Below are 14,570 nucleotides of genomic sequence, written 5' to 3' on the forward strand. Positions count from 1 at the left end.
CCCGCTCAGGTTTACTCACGATGATAAGGATGATTGGTGGTAATGCTCCACGCCCGGTACAGGCTCTCCGCTACCAGCACCCTGACCAGCGGGTGGGGCATGGTGAGCGTGGAAAGCGACCAGCTTTGCTCGGCGGCGGCTTTGCAGGCTGGCGCTAAGCCCTCCGGCCCGCCAATCAGCAGGCTGACGTCGCGGCCATCCTGTTTCCAGCGCTCGAGCTGCGCCGCAAGCTGGGGCGTATCCCACGGTTGCCCGGGGATATCCAGCGTTACGATTCGGTTACCTTTGCCCGCGGCGGCCAGCATCATTTCGCCCTCTTTTTCGAGGATACGTTTGATATCGGCATTTTTTCCGCGTTTTCCAGCCGGAATTTCAACCAGCTCAAACGGCATGTCTTTAGGGAAACGACGCAGGTACTCGGTAAAGCCGGTCTGCACCCAGTCAGGCATTTTGGTTCCAACGGCCACCAGTTGCAGCTTCACCCGTTAGCTCCAGAGTTTTTCCAGTTCGTACAGCTGGCGGCTCTCTTCCTGCATGACGTGAACGATAATTTCGCCCAGATCGACAACAACCCAGTCGGAAGCGTTGATGCCCTTCACGCCCATTGGCGACAGGCCAACTTCGCGGGAGGATTGAACAACGTGTTCAGCGATGGACATCACGTGGCGGTTGGAGGTTCCGGTACAGATAACCATGCAATCCGTGATGCTTGATTTGCCTTTAACATCGATAGCGATGATATCCTGGCCTTTGAGGTCGTCGATTTTATCGACGATGAAATCCTGAAGTGCTTTACCCTGCAAGTGTTCCCCCTGAGAGAATGAGAGTGTGTAGTTTGGCCCGTAAATAACCATTATACCCAACAGGGCAGGCGGCTTTGGCTGAAAAATTGGCCGTCCAGCGCAGATCGCGGGCTATCATCCCATTGCGCGCCGGAGTTTGCATCGCCATTTTTGTAAAACTATTTCAGAAAAGCCGGATTTACGGGCAGGAAATTATGGCAGCGGAGCATAACAGCCTGAGGGGTGGTGTCAATGGCTGGCGTGCGCCTGTCGTTTCCGGTGAATTATAATAGTGTAAACCGGTTCATCCCGCCGGTGATTCAGACTTCGCTGAATGGCTTAACGATAGAGGCCATGTTGCAGAATAAAAGCCAGTACCTCGGGCGGTAGCAGATCGTCGCAGGGCTGGTTTTCTTCAAGGCGCTGGCGGATGACGGTGGCCGAAATATCGTAGAGCGGCGTCTGTGCCAGAAAGACGTTGCCCGATGGCCGCTGGTGCAGCGTGGCTACCGAATCGGTGAGGTTCTGCGCCAGCCATGCCTGCTGTTCCGGGGTTTCCATCGCCAGAGGATAGCCCGGGCGCTGCGTTACCAGCAGGTGGCACAGAGACAGGAGTTCTTCCCAGCGGTTCCAGCGGTGCAGGCTGAGTAAAGAGTCCTGGCCGATGATAAATGCCAGCGGCTGCGAGTGTCCGATTTCTGCCCGCAATTGTTCAAGCGTTTCAACGGTCCACGAGGGCGTGGATCGAGACAGCTCGCGGTCATCCAGGGTAAACAGCGGGTTTCCGGCAATTGCCAGTTCAATCATCGCTTTGCGCTGTTCGCTGCTGGCTTCCGGCTGTGGGCGATGCGGCGGCACATTGTTCGGCATGATGGTGACCCGGCGCAGCAAAACCTGCCGGGCAAGCGCCTCAACTGACTTCAGATGCCCGTAATGAATGGGATCAAAGGTCCCGCCATAAAGCGCCAGGAGCGAAGCGTCAGACATCGATAAAAATTTCCGGTAATGCTTTGTGGCAAATCAGTAATGAGAGACCTTCCAGATCTTCCCAAACCGACTGACCATAATCCTGTTTCAGCGTTAGCTCAACCCGGGTAAGCAGGCGAACGGCCTGGTAGAGCTGCTCGCTCGAAACCCGGTTCAATGCCTCGGTTACCAACTGGCGGCGGTTTTGCCATACCCGCTGCTGGTCGAACAGAGTGCGCAGCGGGGTTGTCGCTGATTCACGCTTGAGGTTGACGAGCTGCAATAGCTCTCGCTGTAGCGTGCGCAGTAAAATGACCGGCTCGCTGGCCTCAAGGCGCAATTGCTGGAGGATGTGCAGCGCGCGTTTGCTTTTCCCGGCGAGCAGGGCATCTACCCAATGGAAAGGCGTAAAGTGCGCGGCATCGTTCACCGCCTGTTCCACGCGGGGCAGCGTCAGTTTGCCGTCCGGCCAGATAAGCGACAGCCTTTCCAGCGCCTGGGAGAGCGCCAGCAGATTGCCTTCGTAGCAATAGCAGAGCAGCTGGTTTGCCGCATCATCCAGCGTCAGGTTCATCTGCCTGGCACGCTGAGCGACCCAGCGCGGGAGATTTGCCTGCTCGGGGGTTTGGCAGGTTACCAATACCGAACGGTTCGCCAGTTGGGTAAACCAGGCGGCATTTTCCTGCGCTTTGGTGAATTTGTTACCGCGAACCAGCAGCAGAATGTCGTCGTGCAGCAGGCTGACCAGGGTTTCCAGCTGTGCGTTAATGGCGGCATTAGGGCCGTTTTCCGGCAGCAGTAGAAGCAAAGTTTGACGATTGGCGAACAGGCTGAGCGCCTGGCAAATAGAGAACAGAGCCTGCCAGTCGGTGGAGGCGTCTATCTGGACGCTGTGGTGTTCTTCAAAGCCGTGCTGCTGGGCGCTTTTGCGCACCGCATCCTGGCTTTCCTGGAGTAGAAGAGGGTCGTTGCCTGCCAGCAGATACGCCGCGCGCAGCCCTTCATTGAGCTGCGCGTGGAGTTGTTCCGGGTACACTCGAATCATTGGCTACCGGAGGTTGCCGACAGAGTGGTGGATACCCGGCCAGCCGGAGGGGCTGGTTTTGGCGTGCTTACCGGTTTTTCCGCATCCTTAGTGGCATCAAGATCGGCAGCGTGAACCGCCAGCAGCTTACGGATCAGCTGTTGAGCAACGTTGGTGTACATCTCTTTGATAATCAAATCCTGCTCGGCATCTTTCGCCAGGACAGTCAGTGGGTTATCAAAGAACGAGCGATAGGTCGTCGCGCTGATAGGATAAATATCATGGCCCGGGATCAACACCTGTGCGTTGACAGTCATCACCATCTGGTACTCCGCGGTCTGGCCGTTCTGGAACACCGAAACAGTGTCCTGACCCAGCCCGGCACTGCCCACGCGCAGAGATGGAATATCTTTACGCACGCCGGTGCCGGTATCGTCAACAATAGTGACGCCGTTCAAGCGCAACTGTTGGCGGATCTCACGGGTCAGCGGGCCGTTAGGATCGCCGGAGTTGAGGATCAGCGTCTTCATCTCAGTAGGAACCTGCGTGTTACCACGCAGGTGAAAACCACATCCGGCGGTGACCAGCACCGCCAGGCTTACTAACAAAGTGACAAAGGGATGTCGCACACTTCCTCCTGCGCTTAGCCCACAACCAGGTTGAGCAGTTTACCCGGAACGTAAATCACTTTACGCACGGTTACGCCCTCAAGATATTTCGCCACCAGATGTTCCTGACCTGCACGCTCACGAACCTGCGCTTCGGTAGCATCTGCTGGTACGGTGACTTTGCCGCGTACCTTACCGTTAACCTGAACCACGACCAAGCGAGAATCTTCCACCATTGCCTGCTCGTCGGCCTGCGGCCACGGTGCATTGTCAACATCGCCTTCGCCGCCCAGCGACTGCCACATATCGAAGCAAACGTGTGGGGTGAACGGATAAAGCATACGCACCACGGCCAACAGCGCTTCATTCAGCAGAGCACGATCCTGCTCGCCTTCCTGAGGGGCTTTAGCCAGCTTGTTCATCAGCTCCATAACGGCGGCGATGGCGGTGTTAAAGGTCTGACGGCGGCCGATATCATCGGTCACTTTAGCGATAGTTTTATGCACATCACGACGCAGCGCTTTCTGATCTTCGCTCAGCGCGGCAATATCCAGAGCCGGAGCTGCACCGCGGCTGGTGTGCTCGTAAACCAGTTTCCAGACGCGTTTCAGGAAGCGGTTTGCGCCTTCCACGCCGGACTCCTGCCACTCGAGCGTCATGTCTGCCGGTGAAGCAAACATCATAAACAGACGCACGGTATCCGCGCCGTAGCGCTGGACCATAACCTGCGGGTCGATGCCGTTGTTTTTCGACTTCGACATTTTGCTCATGCCAGCATAGACCAGTTCACGGCCCTCTGCGTCACGGGCTTTAACAATGCGGCCTTTGTCATCACGCTCGACGATGGCTTCTGCCGGAGAGACCCAGTTGCGCTCGCCGTTGTTGCCGGTGTAGTAGAAGGCATCTGCCAGCACCATGCCCTGGCACAGCAACTGCTTAGCCGGTTCGTCGGAGTTGACCATGCCCGCGTCGCGCATCAGCTTGTGGAAGAAGCGGAAGTAGAGCAGGTGCATGATGGCGTGTTCGATACCGCCGATGTAGATATCTACCGGCAGCCAGTAGTTGGCCGCTTTGGAGTCTAGCATGCCTTTGTCGTACTGCGGGCTGGTGTAGCGCGCGTAGTACCAGGACGACTCCATAAAGGTGTCGAAGGTATCGGTTTCGCGCAGGGCAGGCATACCGTTGACGGTGGTTTTTGCCCACTCAGGATCCGCTTTGATCGGGCTGGTAATGCCGTCCATCACTACGTCTTCCGGCAGGATAACCGGGAGCTGATCTTCAGGCGTTGGCATTACGGTGCCGTCTTCCAGAGTCACCATCGGGATTGGTGCACCCCAGTAACGCTGACGGGAAACGCCCCAGTCGCGCAGACGGAAGTTAACTTTACGCTCGCCCACGCCTTTAGCCGCTAACTTATCGGCAATGGCGTTGAACGCCTGCTGGAAGTCCAGGCCGTTGAACTCACCGGAGTTGAACAGCGCGCCTTTTTCGGTCATTGCTGCGCCAGACAGGTCCGGCTCGCTGCCGTCGGCATTGAGGATAACCGGTTTGATTTGCAGGCCGTATTTAGTGGCGAATTCCCAGTCGCGCTGGTCGTGACCCGGAACGGCCATGACCGCGCCGGTGCCGTATTCCATCAGCACGAAGTTTGCGACCCAAACCGGAACGCTTTCGCCGGTCAGCGGATGAATAGCGTTAATGCCTGTGGCAACGCCTTTCTTCTCCATAGTCGCCATATCGGCTTCGGCTACTTTGGTATTGCGGCATTCGTCGATAAACTCGGCAAGAGCCGGGTTGTTTACCGCAGCCTGCTGCGCCAGAGGGTGACCCGCGGCAACGGCCAGGTAGGTCACGCCCATGAAGGTGTCAGGGCGGGTGGTGTAAACGGTCAGCTTTTCGGCGCTGTTTTCGACGTCGAAGGTAATTTCTACGCCTTCGGAACGGCCAATCCAGTTGCGCTGCATGGTTTTAACCTGATCCGGCCAGTGGTCCAGCGTGTCCAGGTCGTTCAGCAGTTCGTCGGCATAGGCGGTGATTTTAATAAACCACTGTGGAATTTCTTTACGCTCAACCTTGGTATCGCAGCGCCAGCAGCAGCCGTCGATAACCTGCTCGTTGGCCAGCACGGTCTGGTCGTTCGGGCACCAGTTAACCGCCGAGGTTTTTTTGTAAACCAGGCCTTTGTTGTACAGCTGAGTGAAGAATTGCTGTTCCCAACGGTAATATTCCGGGGTACAGGTTGCCAGCTCGCGGCTCCAGTCATAGCCAAAGCCCAGCGTTTTGAGCTGGTTTTTCATGTAATTGATGTTGTCGTAGGTCCACGGAGCCGGTGCGGTATTGTTTTTAACCGCAGCGCCTTCAGCAGGCAGACCAAACGCATCCCAGCCAATCGGCTGCATGACGTTTTTGCCCAGCATGCGCTGGTAGCGTGCGATAACGTCGCCGATGGTGTAGTTGCGGACGTGGCCCATATGTAGTCGGCCAGAAGGATAGGGCAGCATTGAGAGGCAGTAGTATTTCTCTTTGCCTTCGTCTTCGGTCACTTCAAAAGTACGGTTCTCTTGCCAGTGTTGCTGGACGTTGGATTCTATCTCTTCCGGGCGGTATTGCTCTTGCATGGCAGCCAGTAGTCCTGTTAATGAAAGACAGCTACGAAAGTAGCCTTTAGTGATTTGAGTTCAGACAGGCATAGCATAGCCGATTAGACAGCGGCAAAACAGCCTTTCGACGAGCCGATTGGCCTTTTCACCGTTCTGGTTAACTTGCAGTTTTTTACTCCGGGTGTGGCTAAACTAACAAAGCGTTGGCCGATTAACGTCTACTCTTAGAGTGGTTACCACACTGTAAATGCAGGAACCCTTCAAGGAGGCAGGCTAACGATGAACAAGGTTGCTCAATTTTACCGGGAACTGGTTGAGTCTCTGAGCGAGCGGCTGCGCAAGGGCGAGCGTGATATCGATGAGCTGGTCGCCAGCGCGCGCAAACAAATGAACGATACCGGCGAACTGACCCGAACCGAAATAGAAGAAGTGACGCGAGCAGTGCGCCGTGACCTGGAGGAATTTGCTCGCAGCTACGGCGAAAGCCATGAGGAGTTTACCGATAGCGTCTTTATGCGGGTGATAAAAGAAAGCCTGTGGCAGGAACTGGCGGATATCACCGACAAGACGCAGCTTGAGTGGCGTGAGGTGTTTAAAGATCTCAGCCACCACGGCGTCTATCACAGCGGCGAGGTCGTCGGGCTTGGCAATCTGGTCTGTGAGAATTGCCACCATCATATTGCGATTTACACGCCTGAAGTCTTACCTGTCTGCCCTAAGTGCGGCCATAACCAATTTCATCGCCGGCCATTCGAACCCTAAAAGAAAGCCTTCCCGTTGGGGAAGGCTTTTTACTTTGGTGACGCGACTTGTTTAGTGCAGAATTTTTGCGAGGAAGTCTTTGGCGCGTTCTGATTGCGGGTTATTGAAGAAGTCGTCTTTGTTAGAGTCCTCAACAATTTTACCCTCGTCCATAAAGATAACGCGGTTCGCCACTTTGCGGGCGAAGCCCATTTCGTGGGTGACCACCATCATCGTCATGCCTTCATTGGCCAGCTCAACCATAACGTCCAGCACTTCGTTGATCATTTCCGGATCCAGCGCGGAGGTGGGTTCGTCAAACAGCATGGCGATAGGATCCATGCACAGAGCGCGAGCGATGGCCACGCGCTGCTGCTGGCCGCCCGAAAGCTGTGCCGGATATTTATCGGCATGGGCAGAAAGCCCTACGCGTTCGAGCAGTTTCAGCCCTTTGGCGCGGGAAGCGGCTTTATCACGCTTCAGCACTTTTACCTGGGCAAGCGTCAGGTTCTCGATAATCGACAGGTGCGGGAACAGCTCAAAGTGCTGGAACACCATGCCGACGTGCGAACGCAACTGCGCCAGGTTGGTTTTTTTGTCGTTCACCTGAGTGCCGTTAACCAGGATCTCGCCTTTCTGTACCGGCTCAAGGCCGTTAACGGTTTTAATCAGCGTGGATTTACCGGAGCCGGAAGGCCCGCAAACGACCACCACTTCGCCTTTTTTCACTTCGGTGGAGCAGTCGGTCAGCACCTGAAAGTGACCATACCATTTAGAAACATTTTTCAGGGTAATCATTAAACAGTCCTTTTCTTCAAATAGCTGACCAACAACGACGCGCTAAGGCTAATAACAAAATAGACCAGACCGGCAAACAGGATCATCTCGACCTGGGTTCCGTCACGCTCGCCGATGGTCGATGCGGTACGGAAGAAGTCTGCCAGGCTCAGGACATAAACCAGCGAGGTATCCTGGAACAGCACGATGCCCTGGGTTAGCAGCAGCGGGACCATCGCGCGGAAGGCCTGCGGCAGGATAATTAACTTCATCGACTGCCACTGGGTCATGCCCAGCGCCAGCGCGGCGTTGGACTGCCCGCGAGAAATGCTCTGGATACCGGCGCGGATGATTTCCGAGTAGTAAGCGGCCTCGAACATCGAGAAGGCCACCATCGCGGAGATCAGGCGAATATCGGTCTTTGGCGACAGGCCCAGTACCGACTGCAGGAAGCCCGGTACTACCAGGTAAAACCACAGCAGCACCATCACCAGAGGCACGGAGCGGAAGACGTTGACGTAGGCGGTAGCAAACCAGGCAACGGGCTTAAAGCTCGACAACCGCATGACCGCCAGCAGCGTGCCCCAGACAATACCGATAACCACCGCGGTAACGGTGATTTTCAGCGTAATCACCAGCCCCTGCATTAAAAACGGCAGGGCGGGCAGAATAGAACTCCAGTCAAAATCGTGCATTATTTGCCTCCCATATTGCCCGGCAGGCGAATTTTACGTTCCACGATAACCATCACGCCCATGATGACGGCGTTAATCAGCACGTAGGCAAGGGTGATTGCGGTAAAGGATTCATAGGCGTGCGCCGAGTAGTCCAGCAGTTTGCCCGCCTGAGCGGCCATATCCACCAGGCCGATGGTTGAAGCGATGGCCGAGTTTTTCACCAGGTTCATCATTTCGGAAGTCATCGGCGGGACGATAACGCGGTAGGCGTTAGGCAGCAGCACGTAGCGGTAAGCCTGCGGCAGCGTCAGCCCCATTGCCAGCGCGGCGTTTTTTTGCCCACGAGGAAGAGACTGGATGGCGGCGCGAACCTGCTCGCAGACGCGGGCGGCGGTAAACAGCCCGAGGCAAATCATGGACGAAAGGAAGAACTGAATATTGGGATCCAGCTCGGACTTAAACCACATGCCGAGGTTTTCCGGCAGCAGCTCAGGCACCACCAGATACCAGGTAAAGAACTGCACTATCAGGGGGACGTTACGGAATAGCTCGACATATAGCGTGCCCAGCCCTGAAAGCCATTTATTAGGAACGGTGCGTAAAATACCGAACAGCGATCCTACCAGGAAAGCGATTATCCATGCGGTAATTGACAGGGCTACGGTGACCTGGAAGCCATTCCAAATCCAGCCCAAATAGGTTGTGTTGCCGAACGGGGCGGGCTGTAGAAAGATCCCCCAGTTCCAGTCTATAGACATAACTTACTCCGAGATAAAAAAAAGAGGGTAGCTTTTGCTACCCTCGAAGATTGATGAGAAGCCTGCGCCCGTAAGCAGATCTTTGTCTGCATTTTTAGGCGCTTCACGCCGGATGGGGAACGACCATCCGACGCATAGTCTGTCCTGGCTTCAGTTCGTCAATCGGGAGGGCGGATTCTTCCGGCCCCTGTGTTTCTAATTAGTTGAGAGCTTTGTCGTTTGGTTCCTTGAACAGCGCTTTCATTTCGTCAGAAAGGTCGAAGTTCATGTTCAGGTTCTTAGGAGGAATCGGCTGCTTGAACCATTTATCAAACCATTTGGCGGCTTCGCCAGAGGTCTGCGCCTGGGCGATGGTGCTGTCCATCAGCTTTTTGAATTCAGGGTCGTCTTTACGCAGCATACAACCGTAGGCTTCCTGGGACTGCGGCTTGCCGAGGATCTCCCAGTTGTCCGGCTTTTTGGCCTTGGCGCGCTCGCCTGCCAGCAGGGCGTCATCCATCATAAAGGCAACGGCACGGCCGCTTTCCAGGGTACGGAAGGAGTCGCCGTGGTCTTTAGCGCTGATGATGCGCATGCCCAGTTTTTGCTCGTCGTTCAGCTTGTTCAGCAGAATTTCGGAGGTGGTTCCGGAGGTCACAACAACCGTTTTACCTTTCAGGTCCGGGAAGTCTTTAATCGGGCCGCCTTTTTTCACCAGCAGACGCGTGCCGACTACGAAGATAGTGTCGGAGAAGGCTGCTTGTTTCTGACGTTCCAGGTTGTTGGTGGTTGAGCCGCATTCAAAATCGAAGGTGCCGTTTTGCAGCAGCGGAATACGGTTCTGGGAGGTAATTGGGATCAGCTTAACCTGCAGATCGGGTTTGTTGAGCTGCTTCTTCACCGCTTCAACGATGGCGTTGGAGTAGTCCTGAGAGTAGCCAACCACTTTCTGCTGGTTGTCGTAATAAGAGAAAGGTACAGATGATTCACGGTGGCCGACCACGATAACGCCATTGGCTTTGATTTTATCCAGCGTTGACTGTTGAGCCGCAGGTTTGGCGTCTTCTGCGTGGGCGATTGTTGCGCTCATGCCCATCACCAGCATTGCCGTGGCCAGTTTGCGTAATTGCATATCTAACTCCTTAATCTTAGTGCCAGAGGAGGCACGGGTATCCGATGTGAGTGTTGTGTTTTGTTGTTTTTTCATGCTGCAAAAATCGTCGAGCAATGCTCTTTTGTTAACATTTAACCTAGCTGAATGTAAAGAAATTGCTAAGAGAATGTTTATTTTTGCGAAGCGCGCCGCACCGTTTAAAGGCAAAGATATGCCACTGCACCGTAATGGTGCTTGCGATGTCGCTTTTTGGTGCATGAATTTTTATCGCCGTCCACAGGCGGCTTATAAGGCGTCTTCGCGCCAATAAATTGATTTTTACAGTTAAAATCTAGCAAACGCTGTGCCAGAAATGAAAAAGGCCAGCAAATAAGCTGGCCTTTATAGAGGGAGGAGGATTACTTTTTGTTACGGTTGCGCAGGCTCATCACCAGCGCGCCGAAGCCGAACAGGGCGGTAATGACCCACAGTGGCCAGAAACCGAAGCGCGCATACGGCGTTAAGCCACGGGTTGGCGTCACTTTAGCTTCCAGCACGTCGCGGGTGAACTGCGGGAGCACGTTGGTAATATCACCTTCGGCATTTACCACGGCGGTTACGCCGTTATTGGTGCTGCGCAGCAGTGGGCGGCCCAGTTCAAGGGAGCGCATACGCGCCATTTGCAGGTGCTGCCATGGGCCAATCGATTTCCCGAACCACGCATCGTTAGAGATGGTCAGCAGGAAGTCGGTGTCCGGGCGGAAGTTATCCCGCACCTGTTCGCCAAGAATAATCTCGTAGCAAATCGCCGCCGTCAGTTTGATTCCGTTAGATTCCAGCTGCGGCTGAACATACGGGCCGCGGCTGAAAGAGGACATCGGTAAATCAAAGAACGGTGCCAGCGGGCGCAGAATAGACTCCAGCGGTACAAACTCACCGAACGGCACGAGGTGATTTTTGTTGTAGCGATTAGCGCTGGTGTAGCCGTACGGACTGCCTTCACCCAGGGTAATAATGGTGTTGTAGGTGTCGTAGCGGTTTTGCTTGTTCAGGCGCGCATCGACTATCCCGGTAATCAGCGAGCTGTGCTTTGAACGCAGCAGGTCGTCCATCATGGTCAGGAACGGCTGCTGGTTAATCTCGAGATCGGAAATAGCCGATTCTGGCCAGATAATCAGCTGCGCTTTGCCCATTTCAGGCTGAGTTTTATCAAGATAGATTTTCAGCGTGTCGAGCAGCTGGCTTTCGTTCCATTTCAGCGACTGGGGAATATCGCCCTGGACCATCGCGACTTCAACGGGACGCTCGCTCTGCGGCTGGAACCACTGAATGGTCCGCAGCGGCCACGGAAGCAACAGCAAAGCGACGGAGACAACGGCAGGCGCCCATTTACGCATTTGCAGCGCGTAAACCAGCAGGCCGCTGATAATCATCAGCAGGAAGGTGATGCTATCGACGCCCAGAATCGGCGCGATGCCTTTTAGCGGGCCGTCTATCTGGCTATAGCCGAACTGAAGCCACGGGAAGCCCGTTAGCACCCAGCCGCGCAGAAACTCGGTTATCTGCCAGACTACCGGCGCGGCAATAGCGACGCGCCACCAGGTGGTTTTTGGCCACAGGCGGCTAAGTATTCCGGCAAACAGGCCGGTATACAGCGACAGATAAGCGGCGAGAAGCACCACCAGGAACACGTTAACCGGGCCGGGCATGCCGCCAAACTGGGCGATGCTGACATACACCCAGTTAATGCCGCTGCCGAACAGGCCAAGCCCCCAGAAGAAGCCTATCCACGCGCTTTGCGTCGGGCGACGGTTTAGCGTTAGCCCCTGTAAACCGGCTAGAGAGACAATAGCCGCCGGCCAGAAGTCATAGGGAGAAAAGGCCAGCGTCCCGCAGGCGCCAAAGAAAAGCGCCAGCAGCAGGCGAACGCGCTGGCGTTGAAGTTGTTGAGCTATAGCCATAGCTGAGTTAGTCGTCCAGTTTTGGTTGCGGCGAGTCGTCCGGAATTCTGACATGAACCTGAATAATACGGCGGCTATCTGCCATGGCGACTTTGAACTGGTAACCATCTATTTCAATGGTTTCGCCGCGAGCGGGCAGGTGCCCAAACGCCTGCATGACCAGGCCGCCAATCGTATCGACCTCTTCGTCGCTAAAGTGCGTGTCGAAGGTGTCGTTGAAGTCTTCGATAGAAGCCAGAGCGCGAACCGTCCACGTATGGCGGCTGAGCTGACGGAAATCGCCGTCTTCCTCATCGTCGTACTCATCTTCGATTTCGCCGACGATAAGCTCAAGAATATCTTCGATGGTGACAAGGCCGGAAACGCCGCCGAACTCGTCTATCACAATCGCCATGTGGTAGCGCTGCTGGCGAAACTCTTTCAGCATGCGGTCGACGCGCTTGCTCTCAGGTACAACAACCACCTGACGTAACACTTTTTCCATGCTAAACGGCTCGGAATCGCTGCGCATAAACGGCAGCAGATCTTTCGCCATCAGAATCCCTTCGATGTGATCTTTATCTTCGCTAATGACCGGGAAGCGGGAGTGGGCGGACTCGATAATAACGTCCAGGCACTCGTCCAGGGTCTGATTGTGCTTGAGCGTCACCATCTGCGAACGTGGGATCATGATATCGCGAACGCGCTGGTCGGCGATGTCCATTACCCCTTCGAGCATGTCGCGGGTGTCCTGATCTATAAGATCGTTTTGCTCAGAATCACGAATAAGCGTCAGCAGATCGTCACGGTTTTTTGGCTCACCGTGGAATAGCTGGTTGAGAATCAGGGAAAAGAATCCCTTTTTACTGGCAGGCGTGTCACTGTTCTGTGAGTTGTCGTCGCTCATGGCGTTTGGTTTGAGGCCTCATATTAATCAATTACTAACAGGCAGCCTGATGGTACGCTGCCTGCGCTTTACTGCGGCTCAGGGAAAGCCCTGAACCGACTATTCTTTCTCGGCAATGTACGGATCGGCATACCCAAGAGCAAGCATTATCTCCGTTTCCAGCGCTTCCATCTCTTCGGCTTCTTCATCTTCTATATGATCATAGCCGAGCAGATGCAGGCTGCCGTGCACCACCATGTGCGCCCAGTGAGCTTCCAGCGGCTTCTCCTGCTCTTTGGCTTCCTGCTCAACCACCTGACGGCAGATTATCAGGTCGCCGAGCAGCGGCAGCTCAATGCCCGGAGGCGCTTCAAACGGGAAAGAAAGCACGTTGGTGGGCTTATCTTTACCGCGATAGGTCAGGTTAAGATCGTGGCTCTCGGCTTCATCAACCAGACGAACGGTCACTTCCGACTCTTCCTGGAACTGAGGAATAACGGCATTTAACCAACGCTGAAATTGAGCCTCTTCCGGCAGGCCGCTGGCGTCTTCGCAGGCGTTCTGTAAATCTAAAATAACCTGACTCATTTACTCTCCTGAGCGCTGGCTTGCAGGGCCAGGGCTTCGCGTTTACGCTCGGCCGCAAGCTCGTCTTTACGTTTTTGATCGGCGCTTTCCCATGCCTCGTAGGCGTTAACGATGCGGGCAACCACCGGGTGGCGCACCACGTCTTCGCTGTTGAGGAAGTTAAAGCTGATTTCGTCCACTTCTGACAGCACGTCTATCGCGTGGCGCAGGCCTGACTTCAGGTTGCGCGGCAGGTCTATCTGCGTGACGTCGCCGGTGATAACCGCTTTGGAGTTAAAGCCAATGCGGGTCAGGAACATTTTCATCTGTTCGGTCGTAGTGTTCTGGCTTTCGTCGAGGATAACAAAGGCGTCGTTCAGCGTGCGGCCGCGCATATAGGCAAGCGGCGCGACTTCGATGACGTTGCGCTCGATGAGCTTTTCGACCTTCTCAAAGCCAAGCATCTCAAACAGGGCGTCGTACAGCGGGCGCAGATAAGGGTCCACCTTCTGGCTTAAATCACCCGGCAGGAAGCCAAGCTTTTCGCCCGCTTCGACGGCGGGGCGGGTCAGCAGAATTCGGCGAATCTCCTGGCGCTCGAGCGCGTCAACCGCGGCTGCAACGGCGAGATAGGTTTTCCCCGTCCCGGCAGGGCCGATGCCGAAGGTAATGTCGTGGTCGAGAATATTGGCAATGTACTGTGCCTGGTTAGGCGTACGTGGTTTGATAACCCCACGTTTGGTCTTAATGTTGATTGCTTTGCCGTAATCAGGAACGCTGTCCGCCGTTTGCTCCAGCACGCGGCTTTCTTTTATAGCGAGGTGGATCTGCTCCGGGTTGATATCCTGGCTCTGGCCGCGCATTGGCGCGGTATCCACGTACAAATGGCGCAGAATATCCGCGGCGGCGTTAACTGAGAGATCCCGGCCGGTGAGTCTGAAGTGATTGTCACGGCGGTTGATTTCAATTCCCAGTCGGCGCTCCAGCTGTTTGATGTTGTCATCAAACGGGCCGCACAGGCTAAGCAGGCGGGCGTTATCCGCAGGTTCCAGCGTTAATTCTCTTGTTTCGATATTCAAACTTATCCTCTGGGTCACTCGGGGCCAGTTAGAGTAAACGGTCTCGCTTCGCCGAAAATTTCGTTCCGGCTACAGGGAAATTATTTATCCCGT

Annotated in this window: 17 protein-coding genes; 3 read left to right on the forward strand and 14 right to left on the reverse strand. The window is 55.1% G+C overall.

From position 1 onward, the window contains the following. Positions 1 to 11: 11 nt before the first annotated feature. Both rlmH and rsfS read right to left on the reverse strand, forming a co-directional pair. On the reverse strand, positions 12 to 482 hold the full coding sequence (rlmH, locus tag HMPREF0201_RS04710) for a 23S rRNA (pseudouridine(1915)-N(3))-methyltransferase RlmH (protein ID WP_016535351.1): 471 nt from the start codon (positions 480 to 482) through the stop codon (positions 12 to 14). A 3-nt stretch (positions 483 to 485) separates the two neighbouring features. Further along, the gene (rsfS, locus tag HMPREF0201_RS04715) at positions 486 to 803 is read right to left on the reverse strand and encodes a ribosome silencing factor (protein WP_038474720.1); all 318 of its coding nucleotides are present in this window, start codon (positions 801 to 803) and stop codon (positions 486 to 488) included. A gap of 74 nt (positions 804 to 877) precedes the next feature. Between rsfS and HMPREF0201_RS22980 the strand changes: the two genes are divergently transcribed. Further along, positions 878 to 1,072, forward strand: a complete 195-nt coding sequence (locus HMPREF0201_RS22980; protein ID WP_016535353.1) for a hypothetical protein — start codon at positions 878 to 880, stop codon at positions 1,070 to 1,072. A 49-nt stretch (positions 1,073 to 1,121) separates the two neighbouring features. Here HMPREF0201_RS22980 and nadD read toward each other — a convergent pair whose 3' ends face one another. The 4 genes from nadD to leuS are packed head-to-tail and all read right to left on the reverse strand — an operon-like array spanning position 1,122 to position 5,998. Then, positions 1,122 to 1,769: a nicotinate-nucleotide adenylyltransferase gene (gene nadD / locus HMPREF0201_RS04720; protein WP_016535354.1), complete on the reverse strand. Its 648-nt coding sequence runs from the start codon at positions 1,767 to 1,769 to the stop codon at positions 1,122 to 1,124. Continuing rightward, positions 1,762 to 2,793 carry a DNA polymerase III subunit delta gene (gene holA / locus HMPREF0201_RS04725; protein ID WP_016535355.1) on the reverse strand — a complete coding sequence of 344 codons (1,032 nt, stop codon included), beginning with the start codon at positions 2,791 to 2,793 and terminating at the stop codon, positions 1,762 to 1,764. The genes nadD and holA overlap by 8 nt, the downstream gene beginning before the upstream one ends. Continuing rightward, positions 2,790 to 3,401, reverse strand: coding sequence for an LPS assembly lipoprotein LptE (gene lptE / locus HMPREF0201_RS04730; protein WP_039897994.1), 612 nt, complete (start codon positions 3,399 to 3,401; stop codon positions 2,790 to 2,792). The genes holA and lptE overlap by 4 nt, the downstream gene beginning before the upstream one ends. Positions 3,402 to 3,415: 14 nt before the next feature. After that, complete coding sequence (gene leuS, locus HMPREF0201_RS04735; RefSeq protein WP_016535357.1) at positions 3,416 to 5,998, reverse strand: leucine--tRNA ligase; 2,583 nt, start codon at positions 5,996 to 5,998, stop codon at positions 3,416 to 3,418. A 261-nt stretch (positions 5,999 to 6,259) separates the two neighbouring features. Here leuS and HMPREF0201_RS04740 point away from each other — a divergent pair, with 261 nt between their 5' ends. Next, positions 6,260 to 6,742: a zinc ribbon-containing protein gene (locus HMPREF0201_RS04740; protein WP_016535358.1), complete on the forward strand. Its 483-nt coding sequence runs from the start codon at positions 6,260 to 6,262 to the stop codon at positions 6,740 to 6,742. 51 nt (positions 6,743 to 6,793) lie between these two features. On the opposite strand, the gene HMPREF0201_RS04745 is transcribed toward HMPREF0201_RS04740, so the two are convergent. The 4 genes from HMPREF0201_RS04745 to HMPREF0201_RS04760 form a co-directional block, all read right to left on the reverse strand. Next, complete coding sequence (locus tag HMPREF0201_RS04745; RefSeq protein ID WP_016535359.1) at positions 6,794 to 7,519, reverse strand: amino acid ABC transporter ATP-binding protein; 726 nt, start codon at positions 7,517 to 7,519, stop codon at positions 6,794 to 6,796. Beyond that, positions 7,519 to 8,193: a glutamate/aspartate ABC transporter permease GltK gene (gene gltK / locus HMPREF0201_RS04750; RefSeq protein WP_016535360.1), complete on the reverse strand. Its 675-nt coding sequence runs from the start codon at positions 8,191 to 8,193 to the stop codon at positions 7,519 to 7,521. Before gltK ends, HMPREF0201_RS04745 begins: the two co-directional genes overlap by 1 nt. After that, on the reverse strand, positions 8,193 to 8,933 hold the full coding sequence (locus HMPREF0201_RS04755) for an amino acid ABC transporter permease (RefSeq protein WP_016535361.1): 741 nt from the start codon (positions 8,931 to 8,933) through the stop codon (positions 8,193 to 8,195). The genes gltK and HMPREF0201_RS04755 overlap by 1 nt, the downstream gene beginning before the upstream one ends. 199 nt (positions 8,934 to 9,132) lie before the next feature. Further along, positions 9,133 to 10,044, reverse strand: coding sequence for an amino acid ABC transporter substrate-binding protein (locus tag HMPREF0201_RS04760; protein WP_039897996.1), 912 nt, complete (start codon positions 10,042 to 10,044; stop codon positions 9,133 to 9,135). A gap of 46 nt (positions 10,045 to 10,090) precedes the next feature. Between HMPREF0201_RS04760 and HMPREF0201_RS22985 the strand changes: the two genes are divergently transcribed. After that, positions 10,091 to 10,336 (forward strand): hypothetical protein, encoded by a 246-nt coding sequence (locus HMPREF0201_RS22985; protein WP_157056723.1) that lies wholly within the window; start codon positions 10,091 to 10,093, stop codon positions 10,334 to 10,336. 88 nt (positions 10,337 to 10,424) lie between these two features. Here HMPREF0201_RS22985 and lnt read toward each other — a convergent pair whose 3' ends face one another. The 4 genes from lnt to HMPREF0201_RS04780 all read right to left on the reverse strand — a co-directional run bounded on the left by lnt (position 10,425) and on the right by HMPREF0201_RS04780 (position 14,477). Beyond that, positions 10,425 to 11,966, reverse strand: coding sequence for an apolipoprotein N-acyltransferase (lnt, locus tag HMPREF0201_RS04765; RefSeq protein WP_016535364.1), 1,542 nt, complete (start codon positions 11,964 to 11,966; stop codon positions 10,425 to 10,427). Positions 11,967 to 11,973: 7 nt separating this feature from the next. Beyond that, a complete protein-coding gene (corC, locus tag HMPREF0201_RS04770) occupies positions 11,974 to 12,852 on the reverse strand; it encodes a CNNM family magnesium/cobalt transport protein CorC (RefSeq protein WP_016535365.1) in 879 nt (292 codons plus the stop codon). A gap of 99 nt (positions 12,853 to 12,951) precedes the next feature. Further along, positions 12,952 to 13,419, reverse strand: a complete 468-nt coding sequence (gene ybeY, locus HMPREF0201_RS04775; protein WP_016535366.1) for an rRNA maturation RNase YbeY — start codon at positions 13,417 to 13,419, stop codon at positions 12,952 to 12,954. Then, the gene (locus HMPREF0201_RS04780) at positions 13,416 to 14,477 is read right to left on the reverse strand and encodes a PhoH family protein (RefSeq protein ID WP_039897997.1); all 1,062 of its coding nucleotides are present in this window, start codon (positions 14,475 to 14,477) and stop codon (positions 13,416 to 13,418) included. The genes ybeY and HMPREF0201_RS04780 overlap by 4 nt, the downstream gene beginning before the upstream one ends. Positions 14,478 to 14,570 lie beyond the last annotated feature (93 nt).

This window comes from Cedecea davisae DSM 4568, assembly GCF_000412335.2.
In the GTDB taxonomy this organism is placed as follows: domain Bacteria; phylum Pseudomonadota; class Gammaproteobacteria; order Enterobacterales; family Enterobacteriaceae; genus Cedecea; species Cedecea davisae.

Excerpts from the sequence above, each read along its gene's own strand:
- nadD (WP_016535354.1), bottom strand. The coding sequence starts at position 1,769 with ATGTCTGACGCTTCGCTCCTGGCGCTTTATGGCGGGACCTTTGATCCC.
- holA (WP_016535355.1), bottom strand. The coding sequence starts at position 2,793 with ATGATTCGAGTGTACCCGGAACAACTCCACGCGCAGCTCAATGAAGGG.
- leuS (WP_016535357.1), bottom strand. The coding sequence starts at position 5,998 with ATGCAAGAGCAATACCGCCCGGAAGAGATAGAATCCAACGTCCAGCAA.
- HMPREF0201_RS04740 (WP_016535358.1), top strand. The coding sequence starts at position 6,260 with ATGAACAAGGTTGCTCAATTTTACCGGGAACTGGTTGAGTCTCTGAGC.
- HMPREF0201_RS04745 (WP_016535359.1), bottom strand. The coding sequence starts at position 7,519 with ATGATTACCCTGAAAAATGTTTCTAAATGGTATGGTCACTTTCAGGTG.
- gltK (WP_016535360.1), bottom strand. The coding sequence starts at position 8,193 with ATGCACGATTTTGACTGGAGTTCTATTCTGCCCGCCCTGCCGTTTTTA.
- HMPREF0201_RS04755 (WP_016535361.1), bottom strand. The coding sequence starts at position 8,933 with ATGTCTATAGACTGGAACTGGGGGATCTTTCTACAGCCCGCCCCGTTC.
- HMPREF0201_RS04760 (WP_039897996.1), bottom strand. The coding sequence starts at position 10,044 with ATGCAATTACGCAAACTGGCCACGGCAATGCTGGTGATGGGCATGAGC.
- lnt (WP_016535364.1), bottom strand. The coding sequence starts at position 11,966 with ATGGCTATAGCTCAACAACTTCAACGCCAGCGCGTTCGCCTGCTGCTG.
- corC (WP_016535365.1), bottom strand. The coding sequence starts at position 12,852 with ATGAGCGACGACAACTCACAGAACAGTGACACGCCTGCCAGTAAAAAG.
- ybeY (WP_016535366.1), bottom strand. The coding sequence starts at position 13,419 with ATGAGTCAGGTTATTTTAGATTTACAGAACGCCTGCGAAGACGCCAGC.